General features: G+C 31.9%; 26 protein-coding genes and 2 tRNA genes. All 28 read right to left on the bottom strand.

Annotated elements, in window-relative coordinates; translation table 11 throughout:
* Positions 1 to 2: 2 nt before the first annotated feature.
* Positions 3 to 1,577, bottom strand: a complete 1,575-nt coding sequence (locus EI71_RS02060; protein ID WP_119015588.1) for an MFS transporter — start codon at positions 1,575 to 1,577, stop codon at positions 3 to 5.
* A 34-nt stretch (positions 1,578 to 1,611) separates the two neighbouring features.
* Positions 1,612 to 2,220: a TetR/AcrR family transcriptional regulator gene (locus EI71_RS02055; RefSeq protein ID WP_119015587.1), complete on the bottom strand. Its 609-nt coding sequence runs from the start codon at positions 2,218 to 2,220 to the stop codon at positions 1,612 to 1,614.
* Positions 2,221 to 2,506: 286 nt separating this feature from the next.
* Entirely contained in the window at positions 2,507 to 3,247 is a 741-nt protein-coding gene (locus tag EI71_RS02050; RefSeq protein WP_119015586.1) for a hypothetical protein, read from the bottom strand.
* A gap of 74 nt (positions 3,248 to 3,321) precedes the next feature.
* A complete protein-coding gene (dusB, locus tag EI71_RS02045; protein ID WP_119015585.1) occupies positions 3,322 to 4,299 on the bottom strand; it encodes a tRNA dihydrouridine synthase DusB in 978 nt (325 codons plus the stop codon).
* A complete protein-coding gene (locus tag EI71_RS02040; RefSeq protein WP_119015584.1) occupies positions 4,283 to 4,852 on the bottom strand; it encodes a Maf family protein in 570 nt (189 codons plus the stop codon). Before EI71_RS02040 ends, dusB begins: the two co-directional genes overlap by 17 nt.
* Positions 4,853 to 4,855: 3 nt before the next feature.
* Entirely contained in the window at positions 4,856 to 6,115 is a 1,260-nt protein-coding gene (locus EI71_RS02035; protein ID WP_119015583.1) for a M28 family metallopeptidase, read from the bottom strand.
* Between the two features lie 10 nt (positions 6,116 to 6,125).
* Positions 6,126 to 6,614 (bottom strand): hypothetical protein, encoded by a 489-nt coding sequence (locus EI71_RS02030; protein WP_119015582.1) that lies wholly within the window; start codon positions 6,612 to 6,614, stop codon positions 6,126 to 6,128.
* Entirely contained in the window at positions 6,614 to 6,991 is a 378-nt protein-coding gene (locus EI71_RS02025) for a hypothetical protein (RefSeq protein ID WP_119015581.1), read from the bottom strand. Before EI71_RS02025 ends, EI71_RS02030 begins: the two co-directional genes overlap by 1 nt.
* Positions 6,992 to 7,084: 93 nt before the next feature.
* Positions 7,085 to 7,160, bottom strand: a tRNA-Thr gene (locus tag EI71_RS02020).
* Between the two features lie 46 nt (positions 7,161 to 7,206).
* Positions 7,207 to 7,791, bottom strand: a complete 585-nt coding sequence (locus tag EI71_RS02015) for an O-antigen ligase family protein (protein WP_119015580.1) — start codon at positions 7,789 to 7,791, stop codon at positions 7,207 to 7,209.
* Positions 7,792 to 7,826: 35 nt separating this feature from the next.
* On the bottom strand, positions 7,827 to 8,252 hold the full coding sequence (locus tag EI71_RS02010; RefSeq protein WP_119015579.1) for a DUF4064 domain-containing protein: 426 nt from the start codon (positions 8,250 to 8,252) through the stop codon (positions 7,827 to 7,829).
* A 36-nt stretch (positions 8,253 to 8,288) separates the two neighbouring features.
* Positions 8,289 to 8,717 (bottom strand): DUF4064 domain-containing protein, encoded by a 429-nt coding sequence (locus EI71_RS02005; protein ID WP_119015578.1) that lies wholly within the window; start codon positions 8,715 to 8,717, stop codon positions 8,289 to 8,291.
* Positions 8,718 to 8,779: 62 nt separating this feature from the next.
* Positions 8,780 to 9,253 (bottom strand): hypothetical protein, encoded by a 474-nt coding sequence (locus tag EI71_RS02000; protein WP_119015577.1) that lies wholly within the window; start codon positions 9,251 to 9,253, stop codon positions 8,780 to 8,782.
* 212 nt (positions 9,254 to 9,465) lie between these two features.
* Positions 9,466 to 10,197: a pyruvate formate-lyase-activating protein gene (pflA, locus tag EI71_RS01995; protein WP_119015576.1), complete on the bottom strand. Its 732-nt coding sequence runs from the start codon at positions 10,195 to 10,197 to the stop codon at positions 9,466 to 9,468.
* A gap of 3 nt (positions 10,198 to 10,200) precedes the next feature.
* Positions 10,201 to 12,453 (bottom strand): formate C-acetyltransferase, encoded by a 2,253-nt coding sequence (gene pflB / locus EI71_RS01990; protein ID WP_119015575.1) that lies wholly within the window; start codon positions 12,451 to 12,453, stop codon positions 10,201 to 10,203.
* A gap of 241 nt (positions 12,454 to 12,694) precedes the next feature.
* Positions 12,695 to 13,009 carry a hypothetical protein gene (locus EI71_RS01985; RefSeq protein ID WP_119015574.1) on the bottom strand — a complete coding sequence of 105 codons (315 nt, stop codon included), beginning with the start codon at positions 13,007 to 13,009 and terminating at the stop codon, positions 12,695 to 12,697.
* 253 nt (positions 13,010 to 13,262) lie between these two features.
* Positions 13,263 to 14,237, bottom strand: coding sequence for a serine hydrolase domain-containing protein (locus tag EI71_RS01980; RefSeq protein WP_211321006.1), 975 nt, complete (start codon positions 14,235 to 14,237; stop codon positions 13,263 to 13,265).
* A 160-nt stretch (positions 14,238 to 14,397) separates the two neighbouring features.
* The gene (locus EI71_RS01975) at positions 14,398 to 15,030 is read right to left on the bottom strand and encodes a CPBP family intramembrane glutamic endopeptidase (protein WP_119015573.1); all 633 of its coding nucleotides are present in this window, start codon (positions 15,028 to 15,030) and stop codon (positions 14,398 to 14,400) included.
* A 1-nt stretch (position 15,031) separates the two neighbouring features.
* Positions 15,032 to 15,832: a helix-turn-helix domain-containing protein gene (locus EI71_RS01970; RefSeq protein ID WP_162849685.1), complete on the bottom strand. Its 801-nt coding sequence runs from the start codon at positions 15,830 to 15,832 to the stop codon at positions 15,032 to 15,034.
* 291 nt (positions 15,833 to 16,123) lie between these two features.
* Complete coding sequence (locus EI71_RS10560) at positions 16,124 to 16,822, bottom strand: GNAT family N-acetyltransferase (protein ID WP_211321005.1); 699 nt, start codon at positions 16,820 to 16,822, stop codon at positions 16,124 to 16,126.
* 67 nt (positions 16,823 to 16,889) lie between these two features.
* Entirely contained in the window at positions 16,890 to 17,330 is a 441-nt protein-coding gene (locus EI71_RS01960; RefSeq protein ID WP_211321004.1) for a helix-turn-helix domain-containing protein, read from the bottom strand.
* 12 nt (positions 17,331 to 17,342) lie between these two features.
* A complete protein-coding gene (locus tag EI71_RS01955) occupies positions 17,343 to 17,597 on the bottom strand; it encodes a DUF4160 domain-containing protein (protein ID WP_119015571.1) in 255 nt (84 codons plus the stop codon).
* Positions 17,598 to 17,752: 155 nt separating this feature from the next.
* Positions 17,753 to 17,827 (bottom strand) — tRNA-Gln (locus EI71_RS01950).
* 47 nt (positions 17,828 to 17,874) lie between these two features.
* A complete protein-coding gene (locus EI71_RS01945) occupies positions 17,875 to 18,825 on the bottom strand; it encodes a DHH family phosphoesterase (RefSeq protein WP_119015570.1) in 951 nt (316 codons plus the stop codon).
* Positions 18,826 to 18,835: 10 nt separating this feature from the next.
* Positions 18,836 to 20,569: a ComEC/Rec2 family competence protein gene (locus EI71_RS01940; protein ID WP_119015569.1), complete on the bottom strand. Its 1,734-nt coding sequence runs from the start codon at positions 20,567 to 20,569 to the stop codon at positions 18,836 to 18,838.
* A gap of 85 nt (positions 20,570 to 20,654) precedes the next feature.
* Positions 20,655 to 21,755, bottom strand: a complete 1,101-nt coding sequence (locus EI71_RS01935; RefSeq protein WP_119015568.1) for a calcium/sodium antiporter — start codon at positions 21,753 to 21,755, stop codon at positions 20,655 to 20,657.
* A 150-nt stretch (positions 21,756 to 21,905) separates the two neighbouring features.
* Complete coding sequence (pth, locus tag EI71_RS01930; protein WP_119015567.1) at positions 21,906 to 22,472, bottom strand: aminoacyl-tRNA hydrolase; 567 nt, start codon at positions 22,470 to 22,472, stop codon at positions 21,906 to 21,908.
* Positions 22,473 to 22,474: 2 nt separating this feature from the next.
* On the bottom strand, positions 22,475 to 23,458 hold the full coding sequence (locus EI71_RS01925; protein WP_119015566.1) for a ribose-phosphate diphosphokinase: 984 nt from the start codon (positions 23,456 to 23,458) through the stop codon (positions 22,475 to 22,477).
* Positions 23,459 to 23,619 lie beyond the last annotated feature (161 nt).

Below are 23,619 nucleotides of genomic sequence, written 5' to 3'. Positions count from 1 at the left end.
AGTTATTCTTCAGTAACTTCTTCTTTAGCTTCTTCAACTTCAGTAGCTTCTTCAGCTGGAGCATCAACAGCCTCTTCTTCGCCAACTAATTCTTTTTCTTCTGCCTCAGTAATTAAACCCTCTTCTAATTGATGATCAGCAATAGTCTTCATAACCTTCTTTTCATTATAGAAGAATAGAATAGCTGCACCAAGTAAACAGAATACTACTGCAACGATTGCAACGATTGTTACACCAATGTGGTGTGCAGAAATATCATTAGAAGCTGTATCAACATGATCAGCACCAATTACAGCTAATGAAGTAAATACTAGCATTGCGATAGACTGACCAAGCTTCATAGCGAATGTTCTTGCTGCGAAGAACATACCCTCTCTCTTTTCGCCTGTAACGATAGAATCCTGTTCTGCAACATCGGCAACGATTGACTGTGGAATGATACCAAGTAATGCCATTGGGAATGCTGCGATTACAACTACACCAAAGCCTACAAGGTAGCTTAATGCTGAATTTTCATTATGAGTAATAGGATAAGCTAATGCTGCTAAAACATAAGCTACTGCTAAGCCTAAGAAACCAGCAATAACAAGCTTCTTCTTACCCCACTTAGAAACTAGCTTAGATACAACTGGATAGAATGCTGCAGATAATACAGTCATACCACCAAGTAGATACATTGTCCAAGACTCGTCAAGACCCATTGTAACCTTAACGAAGAATGGTAAACCTGTCTGGAATAATGTTAAACCAATGAAATACATAACATCAGAACCAGAGAATACTAAGAAGTTCTTATTCTTAAATGTAGTAGTTAATGACTTAAATGCATTAGTTCCAGCTGGCTTTGGTTCAACAAAGTCTGTTTCCTTTAATAATAATGTAGGAATTAGCATTGAAACGCATGCAATAATTACAAGTGGAATAAAACAAATTACATAGCTCCAATAATAACCAACGCCAAATCCTCTAACAATACCAGAGAATACGAATGGTAAATAAGCAATTAATGTACCAGCGAAGAATGTTAATGAAATATATGTAGAAATATTCATTCTATCTTCCTGAGTCTTACCAAATTCACTAATTAATGCATTATATGGAGTACAATAAATTGTCATAAATGTATAGAATAATACAAGCATAACTGCAACCCAAGCAACATTCCAACCAGTTGGCTCAGTACCACCAGAAATAAGTGATGGACAGATGAAAATTAAAATTGTTACAACTGCAAATGGAATTGCTGCAAACTTCATGAATGGGAATCTTCTTCCCTTAGGATTCTTTGAATTATCACTTAAATTTGCAACTAATGGGTCTGATACTGCATCCCATACTCTACAAAGTGCAGTAATTAAACCTAAAATTGTTAAGAAGCCACCAATAATTAAGCCTGGCGTAATTAATGTGTAGAAATTAAGTGTTGTATCTGAGAAGTACACTGGATTTGTTTTATCCTTTGTAGGTAAGTAGAATGCTACTAACCATGCACTAATAATACCAGATAGAATTGACCAACCTAGCTGACCAATAGCGAAAATCCACATTTCTTTTTTTGTTAATCTTCTTGTTTTCATGTTTTTGACTCCTTTGTTTTTTTTAAAATAAAAATTACTTGTTAGCTACTCTATATAAGTAGATATCAATTAATGTCTTTATTTCATCTTCTTTAGATGTTCTCTCATCTTGGCTAATTAATGCACCACTATAAGATAATGTCTTACAAAGATTTAATAAAGCATGTGTTGTGGAATAATAGAATAATTCAACATTATCTATTTTCTTGATTGTGCCATCCTGTGCACCCCAAACATAAGCTTCCACGAACTTATTTTTAAATAGGTCAATTTCTTGCTCGTAATCAACCTTTTCTTTGGCTTCTGTTAAGAAGAATGCATCAAACTCTCTTACGAATGCGAAATAAGAATTATGATTTTTGAAAACCTCAAGGTAGGAATAATAAAAATCCTTAATCTTTTCATAGCCTGTTTTATTTCCTTGATCTTGGAAGTATTTCTCATATACTTCCTTCGCAAGCTTAACAGCTACACTCATAATAATCTTTTGCTTAGAGCCAAAGTAGCGATACATTGTTGCATCTCCTACTCCTACTTCTTTAGCAATATCACTCATTGTAACACCTGCAATAGAGTTTTGAAGGAACATTCTACAGGCTTCATCAATAATAAACGCTTTAGCCTTGTCCTTCATTTTGTTCATATAACCACCATCCTTACCATAGTTCTGGCCATCTCTTCATTTAAAAGTCTTGCTATCAAAGTGAGAGTTAGCCTATCACAATTTAATGATACCATATTTAACAAACAATGCAACATGAAAGAGGCTGAAAATGTTATGAAAGTTTTACGAAAATTTTTCGTTGATAGTTTTTGAATACAAAAATAAAGATTTTGGCTGAAATATCCATGAATTTATAAAAAGAAAAGGATTGACTTTAGTTTCGTCAATCCTATAATTCTTCTTTATTCACCATATAAATTGTTTTTTAGTTTACTTTTAGCCAATCCTCACCAAGGATATCATTTGTAGCCTTAGTATATTCATAAGAGAAATCACCAATCTTCTCTGCGTTCTTCAAGCTTTCCTTATGTTTGCCCCAATAATTTGTATTCACATAGTCATAAAATACCATAGAATGCTCTTCATCTGTTAAACCATAGTAGAGATTACCATCCATATAGCGATTTACATACGGGTTATTCTTATCTAAATCCCCATTTTCAACATAATAAACATACGTGTCAAAGTCATTCAAAATACCCTTTGTGAAATCAAAATGAATTTCAAACATAAAATAGAAATAACGTGGTTCCGAGTACATATTTGTACATGTGCCATAAAGTTCAAAGTTTACAAGCCCTGATTCTTCTTCCATTTTTCCTAAAATAGTAATTTCGTTATCCTGAAGAACTTTCCCATTTTTAACATAATCTGAATCTACCGAAACAGCATCTTCTGTTATTTTAAAATTTGGATTTTTATATAATAAAGACATATAATGAACGAATGTTCTTGTGCTTGTAATATCACCTGTATCTGTTTTACTTAACGAAAAATTATCCATTGAAATACTAGAGGCAAGCTTTGTATCGCTAGATTCCTGAAGCTTTTTATTACACTGATTTAATACCTCTACATATGTATCTCTTTTGGAATCGTTCCCTCCACAGCTTGCAAGTAATAGAGCGCCCATTGCTAATGTAATTCCTATAATTCTCTTTTTCATTTTTTCTCCCTCCTTCATATAAAATAATGCTGTTTTTATACTACTCTCTTTAATTTATAATGTCAATAATTATACTATTCTTGAATATTTAAATACTCTCTTAATATAGCTAATACCTCATCAAAATTTGTATGATGATTACATTCATCCTTTACCTTAGCTGACCCAGGCATTCCTTTTAAATACCAAGCCACATGGCTTCTCATTTCAAGCATCGCAAGATGTTCTCCCTTAAGCTCTAACAATAAATGATAATGCCTTACAATTGTATCATATAATTCCTCATGGGTTGGTCTTGCTGGAATATCATTTCCATCTAACGCAGCCTTTATTTCTCTAAATAGGAAAGGATTACCTAAGGCTCCTCTTGCGATTGCAATCGCATCACAGCCAGTATATTCAAGCATTTTTCTTGCAGATTCAATATCTACAATATCTCCATTGCCAACTACAGGAATAGATACTGCCTCTTTGACCTTTTTAATCCAATCCCAATCGGCTTTACCAGAATACATTTGGCTTCTTGTTCTACCATGAACTGTAATTGCAGAGGCTCCAGCCTCCTCTATTAGCTTTGCAACCTCAACACAGTTAATGTGGTCACTATCCCAACCAATTCTAATTTTAACTGTAACTGGCTTAGATACAGCCTCTACTACCGCCTTTACGATTTCATAAACCTTTGCTGGGTCTTGTAAAAGGAATGCTCCTGCACCACTTTTCTTTGCAACCTTATTTACAGGGCATCCCATATTAATATCAATAATATCTGCATCACTTTGTAAATCAATAAATTTAGCTGCATTTACTAGTGATTCTATATCTGCCCCAAAGATTTGCATAGAAATAGGATGCTCAATAGGATTTACCTTTGTCATTTTTAAGGTTTTTACATTTTTAAAGCCTATTGCTTTATCCGATACCATTTCAGCCATTACAAGGCCACAGCCCATTTCTTTACAAATGATTCTAAATGCTTCATTTGTATTACCTGCCATAGGCGCTAATACTAGCTGATTAGGTATTGTAATATCTCTAATTTTCCATTCCATTGATTTCACCTAATATTTTTTCAAGCTTTTCTGTTGGAAGCCCAATGATATTATTTAAGGATCCTTCATAATGATCAATTAATCTTATACCAATCCCTTGAATAGCATATCCACCTGCTTTTCCAAAGCATTCCCCGGTGCTTATATAATCATAAATATCTTTATCGCTTAATTCTTTAAAATAAACATCAGATACTTCAACATCATTATATATATGCTCTTTATATATAACCGCAAGTCCACTCATTACCTGGTGCTTCTTACCAGATAAGCTTTTAAGCATTTGATATGCATCCTTTTCATCTTTAGGCTTTCCATAAATCTTATCATCTAATACAACAATAGTATCACAACCTATTAAAATAGCCCCATAATCCATTTCTTTATTAACCATAGCCTTTTTTAAGCCTAAGGCTTTAACATTAAAATATGGGCTTTTATCTTTATCCATAGTCTCATCTACATCATATACCTTAATCGTAAAGGAATATCCCATATTGGATAATAATTCCTTTCTTCTTGGAGATGAGCTTTTAAGTATAATATCCTTCATAAACTACCTCTTTTCAGGTCTTGGCTTTCTTAATAAATAATAATCCAATTCATCCTTCATATTATCTGGCATTTTCTTTTCAATTGGGAAATAGATAGCATCAATCCATCTCTTTGTAAGATTAATAATAAATGAATATGTCTTAATATAATTAGGTTCACTTAATCTTTCAATAATATCATTCTTTGAATGAATTGTAGCTCCACCATTTTTGGCAAGTCTTGCAAAACTAATTGCAGGAATGCCCTTATCTGCAAAAGGAGTTGAATCAGATGAATATACTCCTTGATATACATGAATTGGGAACCCTAGTTCCTTAGATGTATACTCTATATAATTAATAATATTAGTTTCACCTGTAACACAAGCAATATCATATCCTATGGTTGCTGCAACCATATCTACATTAATATTTAGACGAATCTTATCTAATTCATCTTCGTGCATAGCTACATATGCCTTACTACCAAGAAGTCCCATTTCTTCACTACCACACCATATAAATTTTAAGGTTCTTCTTGGTTTATTATTCATATAATAATGGAATAATTGTAATAAAGTAATAACTCCAGTACCATTATCAAATGCGCCTTTTGAAAAGGCAACACTATCATAATGAGCAGTAAAAGTAATCATTTCATCTTTAATATCACTACCTAAAATGGTTGCGACAACATTTCTAGAATTTCTTTTAGAATCTTTTGATATTAAAGTTAAATTTACGCGTTTATATTCATTAGCTAATATCTTTTCAGCATCTCTCATTCTTATCATAACTGTAGGAATCATACCTTCCTTATAATAAGCATCTCTATTTAAATATGGATCTAAATCTACATCCTTATCGCTTTTATAGACATCTCCAGTAGTAGTAATAAAGCCTACTGCTTTTTCCTTTAATGCCTTCATATATACCTTATGAGGCACTCTTTTTGCTGGATATAGGATTACTTTACCTTCAAGGTTTGTCATTTTTAAATCTTCATCCGAAGAAACATATACAAGCTCACCATGAATACCTTCTTTAGGAGTATTTCCACTATAGCCAGAGCCCTTGCATTCAATTTCTACTTTATCATCAAAAATAAGCTTAGCTTCTTGAATGTCAGAATAATCCACTAAAAACTCTTCTATAGTAGCTTCTCCACCTAAGCTTTTAACTTCTTCTTGAATTAATTTAGCTGCGTTTAATTCTTCTATAGAACCACCAGTTCTTACAAAATATATTTTCTTTAAAAAATTAAAACTATGATAACTTTTCATGACTATCTCCTTAACATACCTTATCCATATTGAGTAATGAGAAATTAAATTTCTTATCCTTAGCCTTTATATACCATTCATTAGCTAAGGAATCATCCTTTAAATCAAGCTCATACATCATTCCTAAAAGATATTCTATTTCGCCATTCCACTGATCAAAGGTTTCCCCTTTTTCAATTAAATCTATATAATGGTCCTTCATTTCTATATCTAGTGGTATTAGCATAGCACCTAAAACTAAGATTTCTTCTTCCATTTTTAATCCAGTATCCACTAGATTCTTTTTATAAAAGAATACTTCCTCTCCTATTTTTAATGCTTCCATCTTACCATCTACAATAATCATAGAATCCTTTATAGTAATACTAATAAACTTCTTTAATGGATGTGCCTCCTTATGAATATCATAAGTATGATTTTCTGCCCTTACATAACAAAGGGCAGCTCTTCTGATTCTCATGCATTCAGAGACTGCCTTTATTCTAACTACATATTTCATTATTTTAAATAATCCTTTACAGAATCTTGAAATGTATTGTTAATTTGATCATTAATGACATTCATTGTCTTTATTAAATTATTCATCTTTTCAACAATTGCATCATGACTAGATTTATTAACATCCTTATTTTGTTCAAAGAATTCAATACAAGCACGAGAAAAATCAAGTAATCCTAAAACAAACTTTTTTCTTTCATTCATTAGCATTACAAATCTCTTATATTGATTTAAAGCATTAATTAAATTAGAAGAAAACTCTGTTAAATAATGCTCTAGCCCATACATCTTACATAGCTCTGTATTAATTTTAGCTACCACATTCACATTTTCTTCATATTCTACCATTAATAAATTAATTCCTTCTGTGTTTTCCATAAGAATGTCCTCCTATACAAAACCATTATATCATAAAATAATTTATTAATGATAAGAAAAGAGATTACCTAGGCAATCTCTTAATAACTATTATGGTGCTGGATATAGGACTTGAACCTACGACCTGCTCTTTACGAGGGAGCTGCACTACCAACTGTGCTAATCCAGCATACCCAAATATTATAGCACAGATAAATGAATGATAAAACAATATCTTATTTTGCTTTATTTACTGCACCACAATATGGGCATTTTTCTAATTTAATATCATATTTAGAATTACAATATTCACAATAAGCCTTTGGAGCAACAAATACTTCTTTTTCTTCTTTAATAACTATAGTAGGCTTTACAACATATTTATTGGTAGTAATTTCTTCCATATCAAATGCTGCATATTTCTCTTTTACATGTACAGGAATTGTCTCACCTTCATAAAGCATTTCTACCCAATCTTTAAATAATTTACATTTTCCAATACATTCTTCACCATATTCATTTTTATATTTATAAAATACTGTCGAATATGTTTCTGAAAATGGGTTCTTTTTTATTTTTTCTATAGTTGCAGTAGATAAATTACCAGATAAGGCAAAGGTTTTTCTATTTTCAAATATACTAGATACAATAAATCCTGTTAAAACAATACCAAAAGCAATACCAAAAACGATAGCCCAGGGTATAATCTGTGGACTATTCTTTACTGTAGCTAAGGTTATAATTACAATTGCTAGTAAAGGAATAGTTAACGCTAGCCATACACTTCTAGATGTACTACACCCTATTTTATATGTTTTCATAACTGTTAGCCTCCTTAGCCTATTATATATAATAATTATCTATAAACTGTATAACCATTATCGCTATTATTCTTATTAGAAGATGAATAATTATTTGAAGTAATCGTTCTTGATGAAGAAACCACTTCAAAGATTCCACCTAAAAGTAATACTGTATTTGCGAAGGCACCAATGATAATAGCTACAATTCCAAGTGCTTTTTTTACACTTGGATCTGCTTCACTTGAAAAAACAATACCTGCAATGATTGCAACTACTGCTGAAACTAAGCCTGCAATAATTAAATATAAGAATAATCTTTGATAGAATACCTCTAAATCCGTTAATCTTGGATCAGGTTCTTGTGATTGTGCAAAATCAAATATTTTTGTAAATAAAGTTAAATATAGAAAACAAATAAATGCTGTTAAGATACCTGCTCCTGCAGATACAAAAGTAATAATACGTGCTGCTGTTTTCATAATCTTTTCCTCCCGTTTTTTTATTATAAATAAAACTTATCTATAAATTGAATATTCATCATCATTATTACTATTATTGTTAATAGTAGATGAATGGTATTCTTTTGTAGAGATTTCTCTTGATGCAGAAACCACTGCAAAAATACCACCTAAAAGTAATGCAGTATTTGTAATCATACCAATAATAATTGCTACAATTCCAAGTGCTTTTTTGATACTTGGATCTGCATCACTTGAATAAAGTGATCCTGCAATAAAAGCATATATTGCAGAAACTATGCATCCAATAATCAAGAATAGCAATAATCCTTTAAAAAATGCGATTAAATCCAATGCTTTTGGATCATCTACTTGTGAATTAGCAAGTAATTCATTGAAATTAGAATAATAAATAAAGCAAATAAATGCTGTTAGAATACCTACTCCTGCAGATACAAAAGTAAGAACACGTGCTGCTGTTTTCATAATACTTTCTCTCTCCTTTTTATATATTTAAAAATGAAATTCACTTCTGATTATATGAAATCTTATAAACCGGATCTCCTTTTTAATGTTCTTTCCATATAATCTTGTACCTCATTAGGAATAAGTGCGCCAAATTTACCATGAACTCGAATAGGAATGATATCATCTTTAGATAAAAGATCAAATAACTCCCAAGATATCTTGTCATAGAATTTGCATTCCTTATTAAATTCATTGGTGTATTTTACTTCAATTACATAATCATCTGGTCTTCTTTTATGCCATACTTGAAAAACATCCAAGATTACACCGGTTGTTTTCTTTCCACATCTTGCATAAAGCTTAATGACATAAAAAACCAAAAATATAACAAATGAAACAGAGAATAAGCTTGCAATAACAATCAATATTACATTGTACCAGATTTTGGCATTGCCACTTATATTAAGAGTAACAAGTGCCAAAATCGCTGCAAGATCAATGATACCAAAAGCAAGCAATTCTCTAAAACTACCATAAAGTAAATGTTTTTTCATTTTGTCCCCTCCAAAAGAAAAGAAAAGACTTCTACAATCCTAAATTGTAAAAGTCTCGAATTTTAAATATATACCGGGTTTCCCGTCTTGACGATATATATACCCAACAATTGGGCACCTACTCCCTTTTATAGAAGTGTTATTCATTTTCCATCTATAATTATATATGCATTTTTCTTATTGTAAAGAAAAATCGTACTTTTTATGTACGATTATCTTTCAAATTCTAATAATTCTTTTGCGTAAGCCAAGGATTCTTTATCTGGCATATTAATATCCTTTAGTGGATATTCAATACCTAGCTCTTCATATTTTGGAAGTGCGAATGGATGATATGGTAATACCTCTACTCTTTTCACGTTCCCTAATGTATTTATAAAATCCTTTGTTTGATTTAATACTTCTTTGGAATCTGTATATTTAGGGACTAATACATATCGAATCCAAATGGGTATATTTTTTTCATTTAAATAATCAAACATTTCTAAGACATTTTTATTGGACTTTCCAGTAATCACCTGATGTAATTCTTCATTTGGTGCTTTAATATCCATTAAAAATAAGTCTGTATATTTTAATAACTCATTAAATTTAGATATAAATGGTTCTTCTTTTGTAAATGGAGCTCCGGAAGTATCAATGCAAGTTGATATTCCTTTTTCTTTACAAAGCTTAAATAACTCTATTAAAAAATCCATATGGAGAAGTGGTTCACCACCTGAAATAGTAATTCCTCCATTGTTTTTCCAATAAGGTTTATATTTAGATAATAACTTAAATGCATCCTCGCTTGTTATTTCTTTTCCGCCCTTTGTAGTCCAGGTTTCTGGGTTGTGGCAATAAAGACAACGAAATGGACATCCACAAAGAAACAGAACGGACCTGACACCAGGTCCGTCTACTGACGCAAAGGATTCAAATTTTGAATAAAATGCGCTAGCCATATCTTATAAGCTTTCGTGACAAGTACGAGCAATAACGTCTAGCTGCTGTTCCTTAGTTAAGTCAATGAACTTAACTGCATAGCCAGATACACGAATTGTAAAGTTCTGGTATTCTTCCTTTTCAGGATGATTCATTGCATCAATTAGCTTTTCAGTACCAAATACATTTACATTTAAATGATGAGCTCCCTGATCAAAGTAACCATCTAAAATCTGAGATAAATTATTCTTTCTTTCTGTATCATTATGACCTAATGCATTAGGGTTAATTGTTTGAGTATTAGAAATACCATCAAGTGCCATTTCATATGGAAGCTTAGCTACAGAGTTTAAGGATGCAAGAAGACCATTCTTTTCTGCACCATATGCAGGGTTTGCGCCTGGAGATAATGGCTCTCCTCTTTTTCTACCATCTGGCATAGAACCAGTAGCCTTACCATATACTACATTAGAAGTAATTGTAAGGATGGATGTTGTAGGCTCAGAATGTCTATAAGTATTATGACGAGAAATCTTTGCTAAGAATGTCTTTAATAGCCATACTGCAATTTCATCAGCTCTATCATCATCATTACCATATCTTGGGAAGTCGCCTTCGATATTGAAGTCTGTTGCGATACCTGTTTCATCTCTTACTACAGATACCTTTGCATATTTAATTGCAGATAAGGAATCTACTACATGAGAGAAACCTGCAATACCTGTTGCGAAGGTTCTTCTTACGTTTGTATCAATTAAAGCCATTTCTGCAGCTTCATAATAATATTTATCATGCATGAAGTGAATTACATTTAATGTATTAACATAGATTTCTGCTAACCACTCCATCATCTGATCGTATTTAGCAATAACCTCATCATATGTTAAAAGATCTGCTGAAATCTTGGAATACTGTGGTCCAACCTGCTGATGAGTAATTTCATCAACACCACCATTAATTGCATATAATAAGCACTTAGCTAGGTTAGCACGTGCACCAAAGAACTGCATTTCTTTTCCTGTTTGTGTTGCAGATACACAACAACAAATAGAATAATCATCTGTCCAAATAGGTCTCATTACACAGTCATTTTCATACTGAATTGAAGAAGTTTCAACACTGATTAATGCTGCATACTTCTTGAAGTTTTCAGGTAATCTAGATGACCAAAGTACTGTTAGGTTTGGTTCTGGTGCTGGTCCCATATTCTGTAATGTATGTAAGAATCTGAAATCATTCTTTGTTACAAGAGGACGACCATCTCCACCCATACCTGCAACCTCAAGTGTAGCCCAAACTGGGTCACCAGAGAATAACTGATTGTATGATGGGATTCTTGCGAATTTAACCATTCTAAGCTTCATTACAAAATGGTCAACTAATTCCTGAGCTTCAGCCTCAGTAATAGTACCATTTTCTAAATCTCTTTGAATATAGATATCTAAGAATGTTGAAACTCTACCAACACTCATCGCAGCACCATTTTGTGTTTTAATAGCTGCAAGATATCCAAAATATAACCACTGGAATGCTTCTTTAGCATTCTTTGCTGGCTCTGAAATATCAAAGCCATAAATGGATGCCATAATCTTCATTTCATTTAATGCACGAATCTGAAGTGCAATTTCTTCACGAAGCTGTACTGTTTCGTAATCCATTCCACGAAGACCTGTATATTTTAAATCACGCTTTTTGTTTTCAATTAAGAAGTCAATACCGTATAAAGCAACTCTTCTGTAATCACCAACGATTCTACCTCTACCATAAGTATCAGGTAAGCCAGTTAGAATTTTATTGTGTCTACAGCGAAGCATTTCTTCTGTATATGCATCAAATACACCATCGTTATGTGTTCTATGATATTTTGTAAAAATCTCATGAATCTTCTCTGATGGAGTATAACCATAAGTAGTACAAGCCTGTTCAGCCATTTTAATACCGCCAAATGGCATAAATGCTCTTTTTAATGGTTTATCTGTTTGTAAACCAACAACCTTTTCTAGTTCCTTTGTTTCATTATCGATATAGCCTGCACCATAAGCTGTTAAGGATGTAACAACTTCTGTTTCCATATCTAAAACTCCACCCTTGGCTCTTTCTTCTTTTTGTAGGTCTGAAACCTTCTTCCAAAGAGTCTTTGTTGCATCTGTAGGACCTGCTAAAAAGCTTTCATCCCCTTCATACACTGTGTAGTTTGTCTGAATAAAGTCTCTAACATCAATTGAATTCTTCCATTTAGAACCCTTAAAACCAGTCCAACCGCTGTATTCACTCATTCCATATTCCTTCTTTCTTGTTTAAAGGCGCGATCCCTTTAACCTCTAAAATTATACCTTTTGAAAAGAAAAAAAACAACACAAGAAGGCTACTCTTAAGAGTAATTTTTCGTGTAAACGTTTGCCCAATTTTCGGAAGTATACAAAAATTAAAAAAATGGCTCAATTGTGGGATTTTTTTAAAATCGAACAAGCCATTATTTTAATACTTTTTTCGTTCGTTTGTTTGATTACAAAAACGTTATGCGTTATTGTTTTTTACTTCGTTTTCGTCATTATTTATATCATCATTTTCGTTTTCTAAAGAAACATTTTCTTCATTTTTTTCTTCATTTTCGTCTTGGTTTTCAAGGTCTTTTAGCTTACCAAAATCCATAAATAAAGCAAAGAAATATACGATAACAAATATTGCTGGAGTCCATAATAAATTGTATTGTTTTCTAACAAATATTAATGTTAATAATAATACTTCAATTAATACAATAACAATAGTTGTTAAAAATATATTTCTTCTTATTTGATCTTTAGTAAGCTGTGGTCTTTCTTTTCTTCTCATATCATAACCTCTTTTAATTATATACATTTTACAATGAAGAAGATTATAAAGCAAATAGTTAAAGACCATTTATTTAATTATTGCTTCTCTACTTCTTTCTATCTTTATTAGAGGGGATATATATCCTATTGCTAGGTCTCTATCTTTCGCTACTTTTTGTGTAACATTTATGCTAACGGCTTGTGTCATACGACAAAGTTGTCTAACGCCATAGCAGGTAGCACAAAAATGACGCGGTAGGCTAACTGAATTTTTATTCTATTGGTTTAACTATATTTTCTTCTATGTATTTAATTCGATCGAATACCATAGGTTTAAAATATCCCGTTATAGCAACTACGATATTTTTATCATAATTAACATAGATGACATTTCCACCATCACCAATCGCGGCTATAACATTAGATGTTCTATGTGGTAACCACCACATATATCCATAATCTTGATTACCAAATTTTAAATCTAATGAAATGTATGATTTACCCATCTGGTCTATCCAATTTTCACTTACTATTCTTTTATTATTATAAACGCCTTTATTTAATACCATTAATCCAATTTGAGCCATTTCATAGGCGGATAAGGATAATCCCCAACCTGCTGTAGGCATATTAGTAGGATCTAAAAACCATACTTTTCCGTGGTTCTTTTTACTCATTGTATATTCCATTTGTTCTTGTGCGTTAAAGCAATTTGCGCTGCCTCTATTTTCTATACCTAAGGGATTAAATAAATACTTGTTTGCGAAATCTAATACATTCATTTTTGTGCTATTCTTTATAATTCCTAATAATATCTGGACTATTAAAGTTCTATATTTGAATTCTCCAATAGTACCATTTCTTCCACCTAATATATCTAGTGTTGTATATGTCCAATCCTTAGATGTACATACCTTCTTCCAAGGTTCACTCTTTCCTTTAGATGGGGCAGTCATTGTTAATAAATGCTTAATTTTTACATCATAAATCATTTTTTCCCCTCTTTTAGGAGTATAGTCCTTAAAATAATCCATAACATAATCATCTACACTTCTAATATATCCTTTATCTATTGCAATACCTACAAGAAGCGAAGTGATTGACTTAGTAACACTCATTACATTCATAGTGTCTTCTTTGGAAAAAGCATTACGATACTCTTCTATCAATAATTCATTTCCCTTATAAGCTACTATTTGACATATATTGACATCATTTTTACTTGAATAATTCTTTAATACTTTCACAATAAAACTCCTTTATAATTCAATTGAATCTTAATTAAAAATTTTATTCAAGTATTTTAATGAATATTTTTTGTTTAATTTTATATGAGTGTCTACCAAACGAAAAAAAGCCCCTTAGAGGCCTTTAAACTGTAATATTCATATTAAACTTTATATGTAATTAAAATATATAAGTTATACTTCTAAGGAATAAATCATATAATCCATGAGCAAATGATATTCCCGGATAATGTATATCTTTAATATACTCTTTAGAAAATCCAAATATTAATCCTATTCCAAATGTAATTAGTACTGAGATCCATCCATTAAAGATATGGAATAATCCAAATATAATAGAAGCTACTATTATACCAATCCACTTATATTTTTTAAAAAATGATATAAAAGTATTTTGATAATACATTCTAAATACCATTTCTTCTACTGGTCCAATAATTAATAATAAATAGAATAAATTAAATAAGAAATTCCAAATTTTAAAATTTTGATGTGGACCAGCCAAGCTTCCTCCACATGCTGCAGGGATTACACCTAAAGCTAATGCTAATAAAGATGCGATACCAAAACCAATAATAAATTGTTTATAATTCTTCCATTCAAAATCAATCTTTATTCCTGTTAGCTTACAAGCTATAAAGGCTGTAATTCCCATAATTAAGTTATAAGATATATTGAATACTATATCTAGGCCATTAATACCTGTAGATGGAATAAACTTAGCTAGACATAGCATTCCTGTAATAATTAATGTTTCTACTATAAGAATAATATACTTCTTTTCTTTTTCCATATTATGCGCCTAATCCTATAAAGATTTGCTTAATGAAATAAGGGACATTCTTTGCGTTTGATTCAATTATATTTTTAATTTGTTCTTTTGTATAAGAGATTTCTCCATTATTTGTCTCAATTGGGCAACCACCAAAGGCCTTTGAACCATAAGATATACTAGAACCATAAGCTAAAGCTCCAATTGAATATTTACCTACACCTATTGCACCTATTGAGAAATATCCAACTGAAATACTTGCGATAGATAAGAAGCCTATTGCTATAGCACCAATAGATAAGAAGCCTAAAGATAATGCTCCAAAAGCAAACAATAAACCTAAAGATAAAACTCCTAAAGAAATTAAGCCAACAGAAACTAACCCTATTGAAAGTAATCCTGTTGCAATATTTCCAATTGCAATAACGCCTTTAGCTCTTCTTACTCCAAAGCCGATATTAATATGCACAAGTGGCATATTAAATAATTTAGTTTTACTAATATATTCATAATGTAGTAAGTGTAATCTATTAGGTGTAGCAACTATATTTGGTTCAGTTTCTTTTTCACCTAATATTTTACTTAATACCTTAGGTTCTTCTAAATCGATACTTTCATCTAATAGCGCATCATAAGATACATTTAATACTTCAGCTAAATCCCTAATATTATCTAGTTTAGGTTCAGTCTTTCCATTTTCCCAATCGGATACTGCTTGACGGCTAATTCCATTTTCACTTACTCTAGATAGCCTATCACCAAGTTGTTCTTGAGAATAACCTCTAGCTTTTCTAATAATTCTTATTTTATCTGCTAACTGCATATTTGTCCCCTCCATATTTGCAACTTAATTGTATGCCTTGCAAATCAAACATTCCATAAAGAGTAGCCTAGAATTTTGTCAAGTGGCACCTTACATTTCATTTTACACTATATTTTGTGTTTTTTTATAGTAAGTAACAATTTCTTAAATTGTATATTTGCTTCATCATAATTAGTATTATTTTTTATTTTTTTCTCAAATAGCAATTATTGCTTTGGCTCGCCATAGCAGGGTAGTACAAAAAATGACGCGTAAGGCTAGCGGAAAGCCTAACAAATTAATTACATAATTTTATAATATTTTCTCAAACCAAACAAATTTATCATCTTCATGAGTTTCTTTAAATCCGTTTTTTTCAAAAACATGAATTGATTTAGTATTACTAGGCAATATAGATAAAATAATCTTCTTTAATTTTAAAAATGTTTTAGCATAATCCAAAGCTTTTATTATAGAATATGATCCTAAGCCTCTATTTTTATAATTATCGTTTTTTAATATTATGCCTAATTCTGCAGATTCTTCAGTAATATTTTTAAATCTAATTTCTCCAATAACTTCATCTTTATATATTATTGCAAGTAAAATATATCCTTTTTCTTTGTAACTATCCGCATATAAATCCACTTTTTCTTTTTCATATTGATATTCTTTAAAATCTTCCTTATTGTCAAAAAGTGAAATATCGTTTTTGAAATCTACGAAAAGCTTATGTGCAAGTTCTTTAGTCATAGGAATTAATTTAACATATTGTTCATAGTGCTGATTCCTAATAATATTCATTATTTTTTTATTTTGAGATTCTTCATCTAATAAAATGTTTTTTTCTTCCAGTATTCTTTCTATAGCAAAAGCCGGATCAAATGTATGATACACATTTCTATTTAAAAACTTTTCAATTCCATCTTTAGAGTCATCAAGATTATTTAATCCTATTCCTACACAAGACATCCATAGCGAATATACATTATCGTAATCTTCTATTTTCATTTTTCTCAAATACATAAATTAATACCTCATCTCCTATTGGTTTTTATATATTTTTCTCAAATAGCAATTAATGCTTTGGCTCGCCGTATTCGCGAACCATTGCTTCTATGGTGATTACCCATTGCTTTCCAAATTTAGTAATGTCAGTACCACATTTAAATTTCCCATTTTTTATAGCGTGACGTAATGTAGAATCATCTATATTCCAAAATTGAGCAGCGTCACCAAGTGCCATAATGCCATCAAATCTAGATGGAACAAGAGTACCATTATAATAAAGTTCTTCTGCAGCTAAATCTATTTTATCGTTCCAGATAGTACCATAACCACCAACATCTACATGTACTTGATAAAATAGATTGTTTTCTTTTAATTCGTTGAAGATAGGTATTCTTTCAAATAATGGTTTAATATCATATATTTTTGATACACCCTCACAAAATTCAACAAATAACATATAATTATCTAATGCTGTAACAGTCCTTACTGGATGAAAAATATATTTCACTGCATCCACCTCCTATTCTAATGGTTCAATTCTCTTAAATGTCTGACTATCCCACATTTCACGCAATTCATCAATATGAAGCTTCATCCACTCTAAAACTAACTTTTCTGCCTTAACAGGAAGATCTCCATTGATTTTCGTCATATCTATTAATGAATACGTTGCCCTATGATCATTATAGATTGCATGAATATGTGGAGGATTATGTTCAGAACTCAAGAAATACATTTGGATAATAATACCATAGAATAATGCTATTGTTGGCATATTCTATTTCCTCCAATTTCATTATACCACGATATCGTGAAGTGTGCAACATAAAGAAAAAAGACCTATTGCTAGGTCTCTATCTTTCGCTACTTTTTGTGTAACTTTATTACTAAAGGCTTGTGTCTCTCGACACAATCTCTATTATTCTTTGATGGCAGGACTAGCTGGATTCGGACCAGCGCATGAGGGAGTCAAAGTCCCTTGCCTTACCGCTTGGCTATAGTCCTATTTAGGGTCCTTTTACGAGACCCTTATTATTCTACTAAATTTTATTCTAGTTTTCAAGAGACTTTTTATATTCTAATGTTAAAGTATCCGCTTTTTTTACAAATGAATCTAAATCATCCCAAGAAGCAAGCTTAGCTCCTGCAGCCTTAGGGTGTCCTCCACCTTCATATTCTGAAGCTAAAAGATTAATCACAGGTCCCCTAGATCTTAACCTTATTCTAATCTCACCTGGGTACTCAATGAATAATGCCCAAACAGGACATCCTTCTATTGTAGATATTGTTGATACCTGATTAGACGCATCCTCATCGGATACCTTAAATTGCTCAATAGTTTCTCTTTTTAATACGATATATGCAAATCCATGCTCGCTCATCTTAAAGTTTGTTAAAACCCATCCTTTAAGCTTTAGCGTATCTAATGTTTCTACAGATAGCTTGTTGTCAATATAAGCTAAATCAACGCCATGGTCTACTAAGCATGCGGCAGCATTAAAGGTTCTAGAATTTACAGAATCAAATTTAAATCTACCTGTATCTGTTAAAATACCTGTATAAAGTGCTGTTGCACATTCCTTTGTCATTTTAAGCTCATCCTTATATTTCATATAGAACTCTGTAATGATTTGTGCACATGCAGGGGAAGTAGTATCTACATATACATAATCACCATATGGTTCTACATTTGGATGATGATCAATTTTAATTACATATTTAGCTAAGGTAAATCTTTTATCAGATAATCTTTCTGAATTACCACAATCTAGGCAAATAGATAATGCTCCTTCAAAATCAGAATCTAAGCATAATGTAGGTCTTCCAATAAAAGATACATATTCACTAGTTTCACCTGTAATAATTACAGTTTTATTAGGGAAAGACTCCTTAATTAAATAATATAAGCCATATTGAGATCCAATACAATCTCCATCTGGTCTACTATGACCTTGAATTATGATTTTGTCAAATTCTTTAATTTTATTTAATATAGTTTCCATATATGCCTCCTTAAATAGATGGCCAGACTCTCATTGTCCTTTCTATACCATCTAGTGTTACCTTTGAATTAAACCATTCCGTGTCTTTAAGCTTTGTTAAATTATTAGATGCCCAAAGTCCTACATTGCTACCATTACATGAAACAATAATATTACCATTTAGCTCTTTAAATCCTGTTGTATGAATATATTGTTCACCAATAGCAACTCCACTTCTTTCAGATACAGGATTTCCATTCTTATCAAATTTTAAATTACCATCAGAATCCTTTGCTTGAGAAGCTGTTACAATTTCATAAGAATCAAATACAGATGGTGCATAAACCTTATCTGTCCACTTCGCAATACGATTAATAAAATCCTGTGTTGGGAATTGATTATCTGTAATTGGTGTATATTCATCTGTACCACAGCAACAACAAGCAACACAAAGCTTTGGCTGTAATATATCTAATAAGCAATCATTCGATGATGTTTTAGAGCCATGATGTCCTGCCTTATATAAATCTACGCTATGCATTGTTTTTTCTTCTGTTGAGCCATCATAATATTCTGCAAACTTTTCTTCTCCCTCTTTTTCTAAATCTCCACCTAAGAAGAATCTATGATATGTACCATTTAGATTATAAGTGAATAAAGTTAATACAGAGAAATTGTTCTCATCTGTTGAATCTACCTTACCATCATTATTATTATCATAATAGTAATAGTTATATAAAATATCCATAGTTACATTTTCAGATAGCTGATATGTTCTTTTTGCACCATTGATATTATTATAGCAATCACCAGCAGTATAATGCTTTTTTGCATAAGTATCTCTAGCCTCTAAATATGAACCATATGTTGCGGTAGTTTTAGTTGTGCCAGCAAAATAATCTCTAGTTGTCTTTTTAGATTCCTTAAATGCTTGATATTTTGTATATGTTTCACATGAAAAATCAATTACAGTATCTACTTCATAATTCTTAAAGAAATTAGGGAATGCTGCAATATGGTCTTGATCTCCGTGTGTTGCAATAACATATTCAAAGGAATTATCCTTACAATACTGATTAATATAAGCACTAGTTGTAGTATAAGAACCAGATGTAGATCCAGCATCAATTAAAATATCTGTATCTCCAGCCTTAATATATGTACAATCTCCAGCCTTATCGTTTCCAAGCATCATGAAATGAATTTGGAATTCATCATAACAAACACCTTCAACAATTCCACCTACATATTTTACAAATTCATTCTTTGAATCCTTAGTCTCCTTAAAAATCCAAACATATTCCTTTTCTACCTTAGCCGGTAAAACACCTATGGATACTTCCTTTGTGTTATTATCCTCTAGGATATATAAGGATACCACACCTGATACATCTTTTGCAATAATATATAAGGAATCTTTTTCTAAGGATGCTTCTTCCTTTACAAGGAATTCATTATTTATAGAATCGTATTCTACCTTATAATATTTTAAATTACTATCAAAGCTATAGCTTTTTTCTTCGATAACTTCTGTTGTTGTTGGAGTAATTGTAGTAGTTGTAGTTTCTACTGGATTTGTAGTTGTCTCAACTGGTTTATCTGTCTTTTTATCTCCAAAGGAAATAACACCTACTCTCCACAATACAATAAATATAATAGCTGCAATAGCTAATAATACAACTAAGGTTATAAATAATTTAGGGCTTTTTTTAGCAAGCTTCTTCGCTTCTCTAATCGCCTTTTTTGTTTGTCTTTTCTTTGCCATATAATCATCTCCATTTTATATTATCATTCTATCATAAAACTCGTCTTTTCAAGAAAGAAAAAAGGGAAATTTCCCCTTTTTGTCCTTAAGGTAACCAAATACCCTTTGATGCTAAAACAACTCTTAAAACTAAATAAACTAAATAGGCTATATATAATCCTAAGAATAAAAATCCCATCCACTTCTTTAGCTTACCTGTAAAGGATAAACCGAATAGTAATAAGGTTGTTGTCATCATAAATACTAAATCAAAGATAATTGTACTATCTGCAACGATTGGATTAATGGTTGCTGAAACACCTAATACAAATAAAATATTAAATAGGTTTGAACCGATGACATTACCAAGGGCCATATCGACTTGGCCTTTTTTTGCTGCAATTACAGAAGTTACAAGCTCAGGTAGTGATGTACCTACAGCTACAATCGTAAGTCCTACAATCTTTTCAGCTAAATCGGATTCAATACCGATTGCGGTTGCCCCCATTACAGCTAGGTTTTTAGATCCTACAACAACAAGCTCTCCACCTAGGGCAATTCCAAGTGCGCCTAAAACTAAGAATAGGATTGCCTTCCATACAGGCATATCCTTTATTTCTTCATCCTCTTCATCTGTTGGATGTCTTTTACTATCTAAAATTAAATAGATTAAATAAGCTACCATTAATACGATAAAGATAATACCTTCCCATCGCATAATTGTATAATCGCCTACTGCAGATGAAATACCAAAGAAAATACCAAATAAAACCAAAAGTAAGGATGCACCAATTAGGAATGGGTAATCTCTTTTCAGTACCGCTTTCTTAACAATGATAGGTGTAAAGATAATAGATAATCCTAATACTAATAAAATATTACATATATTGGATCCTACAACATTCCCCATCGCAATATTCGCTTGAATTGTTGTGCCTGTACTTATGGAATCCACTAATGCTGAAATTGAATCGGATGCCGATACCGCAAGCTCAGGACATGAGGTTCCCATAGCCACAATCGTAAGACCGATAACCAAAGGAGATACATGTGCCTTTTTTGCAATGGATGCTGCACTATCTACAAAAATGTCACAACATTTTACTAAGAAAAATACTCCAATGATCAAAAAAACGATAAAGAATAAAATACTCCAATTCCCAATAGTCCAGCTAGATATCCAAGAATCTACTAAATCTAAAAACATTTATATACCCCCTTTTTAGAAACAAAAAGACCGCAGTACCGCCATAAGGTACTGCAGTCTCAAAATTTAATATAATACCGGGCCCGAAGCCGCGATTGTCGGTATTACAACCTGTTTACCAGGCTTTCTACTCCCTGCGAGTAAAAATATTTACTTTTGTGAATACTTCGATGCTATTTTAACAAATTCTTCGCCTAAAATAAAGTCCTCAATTGCATTTGCTGCAATTTCTGTTGCTTCTTTCATTATTTCAAGTTCAGATGGAGTCATCTTTTTTAGCACCCAATCAACAACAGGAATAACATCAGAGCGGTCAATTCCTATCTTAATCCTCTTATAATCCTCTGAGTGTATATGCATTGCAATATTCTTGTGTCCGTTATGTCCACCTGCGCTTCCCTTAGCGCGAAGGCGAAGTCTACCAAGACGTGAATCTAAGTCATCAGATATTACTAAAATATCATCTACTTCGATTTTGTAAAACTGCATTACTTTAATTACACTTTCACCAGACAAATTCATATATGTCATAGGCTTAAGTAGGATTGCCTTATTTCCACCTAAATTGACCTGGGCTAGCATTCCCTTCATTTTAGGCTCAAGGCTAAAGGAGATATCGTGCTTCAAAGCAAAAGCATCGACTGCCATAAATCCAGCATTGTGACGAGTATTCTCATACTCCTTACCTGGATTTCCAAGTCCAATTATAAGCTTCATTTTTATAATAATTCTCTCTTGCTCTTATCGTATGTATAAGTAAATAAACCAGATAATGGTTCATCAGATAAGATTCTTAAAATACCATGACCAAGTAACTGACCAACGGATAATACAGTAATCTTATCAATTTTCTTCTCTTCAGGTAACTTAATTGTATTAGTGATAATCATTTCCTTTAATACAGAATTCTTAATTCTTTCAATTGCAGGACCAGATAATACACCATGAGTACAAGCTGCATAAACCTCAGTTGCACCAGCATCAACTAATGCCTGTGCACCAACAGTTAATGTACCAGCTGTATCAACCATATCGTCAACTAAGATACAAGTCTTACCCTTAACATCACCAATGATGTTCATAACCTCCATCTTATTTGGCTCAGGTCTTCTCTTATCAATGATAGCCATTGGAGCCTCTAAAATCTTAGCGAATTCTCTAGCTCTTGTTGCTCCACCATGGTCTGGAGATACAACAACAACATCCTTTAAATGCTTATCCATTAAGTAATTTACTAAGATAGGTAAGCCCATAAAGTTATCAACTGGAATATCGAAGAAGCCCTGTTCCTGAGCTGCATGAATATCCATTGTGATAACACGGTCTGCACCTGCAACCTGTAAAAGGTCAGCAACAAGCTTTGCACTAATTGGCTGACGGCTTCTTGCCTTACGATCCTGACGGCTATAGCCATAGTAAGGAATTACTAGGTTAATTGTCTTAGCGGATGCTCTTTTTAATGCATCACACATAATTAATACTTCCATTAAATGATCATTAACTGGAGCACTTGTTGGCTGAATAATGAATACATGGTGACCACGAACAGTTTCGTTAATCTGAACGTTGATTTCACCATCAGCGAAATGTAATACTTCGCAATCAGATAGTGGAATACCAATAGAATCGCAGATTTCTTGTGCTAATTCTGGATTTGAAGATAATGTGAAAACTTTTACTTTTTTTCCCAATAAGATTGACATGAGAAATTTCCCTCCTAAGTAGTGTTTTAAACCAATATAGATTATAACACATTCTAGAATAAATTCTAGTTATGTGTCTTTGAAAGTGGTTTCTTAGAATTTTTAGAAAAAAATATAGCCGAATAATCGGCTATAATTTCTCGTTAATTATTATTTTCAAC

This window comes from Anaeroplasma bactoclasticum (assembly GCF_003550015.1).
Classification (GTDB): Bacteria; Bacillota_I; Bacilli_A; order Acholeplasmatales; family Anaeroplasmataceae; genus Anaeroplasma; species Anaeroplasma bactoclasticum.
This window is presented reverse-complemented; position numbering and strand designations above follow the sequence as displayed.

What these genes read in the sequence shown, in the direction of transcription:
- EI71_RS02025 (WP_119015581.1), bottom strand. Translation starts at nt 6,991, where the DNA reads ATGGAAAACACAGAAGGAATTAATTTATTAATGGTAGAATATGAAGAA.
- EI71_RS02010 (WP_119015579.1), bottom strand. Translation starts at nt 8,252, where the DNA reads ATGAAAACAGCAGCACGTATTATTACTTTTGTATCTGCAGGAGCAGGT.
- EI71_RS02015 (WP_119015580.1), bottom strand. Translation starts at nt 7,791, where the DNA reads ATGAAAACATATAAAATAGGGTGTAGTACATCTAGAAGTGTATGGCTA.
- EI71_RS02050 (WP_119015586.1), bottom strand. Translation starts at nt 3,247, where the DNA reads ATGAAAAAGAGAATTATAGGAATTACATTAGCAATGGGCGCTCTATTA.
- EI71_RS02040 (WP_119015584.1), bottom strand. Translation starts at nt 4,852, where the DNA reads ATGAAGGATATTATACTTAAAAGCTCATCTCCAAGAAGAAAGGAATTA.
- EI71_RS02005 (WP_119015578.1), bottom strand. Translation starts at nt 8,717, where the DNA reads ATGAAAACAGCAGCACGTGTTCTTACTTTTGTATCTGCAGGAGTAGGT.
- EI71_RS01955 (WP_119015571.1), bottom strand. Translation starts at nt 17,597, where the DNA reads ATGCCAACAATAGCATTATTCTATGGTATTATTATCCAAATGTATTTC.
- EI71_RS02035 (WP_119015583.1), bottom strand. Translation starts at nt 6,115, where the DNA reads ATGAAAAGTTATCATAGTTTTAATTTTTTAAAGAAAATATATTTTGTA.
- EI71_RS01975 (WP_119015573.1), bottom strand. Translation starts at nt 15,030, where the DNA reads ATGGAAAAAGAAAAGAAGTATATTATTCTTATAGTAGAAACATTAATT.
- dusB (WP_119015585.1), bottom strand. Translation starts at nt 4,299, where the DNA reads ATGGAATGGAAAATTAGAGATATTACAATACCTAATCAGCTAGTATTA.
- EI71_RS01985 (WP_119015574.1), bottom strand. Translation starts at nt 13,009, where the DNA reads ATGAGAAGAAAAGAAAGACCACAGCTTACTAAAGATCAAATAAGAAGA.
- EI71_RS01940 (WP_119015569.1), bottom strand. Translation starts at nt 20,569, where the DNA reads ATGGCAAAGAAAAGACAAACAAAAAAGGCGATTAGAGAAGCGAAGAAG.
- EI71_RS01945 (WP_119015570.1), bottom strand. Translation starts at nt 18,825, where the DNA reads ATGGAAACTATATTAAATAAAATTAAAGAATTTGACAAAATCATAATT.
- EI71_RS01970 (WP_162849685.1), bottom strand. Translation starts at nt 15,832, where the DNA reads ATGCAGTTAGCAGATAAAATAAGAATTATTAGAAAAGCTAGAGGTTAT.
- EI71_RS01935 (WP_119015568.1), bottom strand. Translation starts at nt 21,755, where the DNA reads ATGTTTTTAGATTTAGTAGATTCTTGGATATCTAGCTGGACTATTGGG.
- EI71_RS02060 (WP_119015588.1), bottom strand. Translation starts at nt 1,577, where the DNA reads ATGAAAACAAGAAGATTAACAAAAAAAGAAATGTGGATTTTCGCTATT.
- EI71_RS02030 (WP_119015582.1), bottom strand. Translation starts at nt 6,614, where the DNA reads ATGAAATATGTAGTTAGAATAAAGGCAGTCTCTGAATGCATGAGAATC.
- EI71_RS02000 (WP_119015577.1), bottom strand. Translation starts at nt 9,253, where the DNA reads ATGAAAAAACATTTACTTTATGGTAGTTTTAGAGAATTGCTTGCTTTT.
- EI71_RS10560 (WP_211321005.1), bottom strand. Translation starts at nt 16,822, where the DNA reads ATGAAAATAGAAGATTACGATAATGTATATTCGCTATGGATGTCTTGT.
- pth (WP_119015567.1), bottom strand. Translation starts at nt 22,472, where the DNA reads ATGAAGCTTATAATTGGACTTGGAAATCCAGGTAAGGAGTATGAGAAT.
- EI71_RS02055 (WP_119015587.1), bottom strand. Translation starts at nt 2,220, where the DNA reads ATGAACAAAATGAAGGACAAGGCTAAAGCGTTTATTATTGATGAAGCC.
- pflA (WP_119015576.1), bottom strand. Translation starts at nt 10,197, where the DNA reads ATGGCTAGCGCATTTTATTCAAAATTTGAATCCTTTGCGTCAGTAGAC.
- EI71_RS01925 (WP_119015566.1), bottom strand. Translation starts at nt 23,458, where the DNA reads ATGTCAATCTTATTGGGAAAAAAAGTAAAAGTTTTCACATTATCTTCA.
- pflB (WP_119015575.1), bottom strand. Translation starts at nt 12,453, where the DNA reads ATGAGTGAATACAGCGGTTGGACTGGTTTTAAGGGTTCTAAATGGAAG.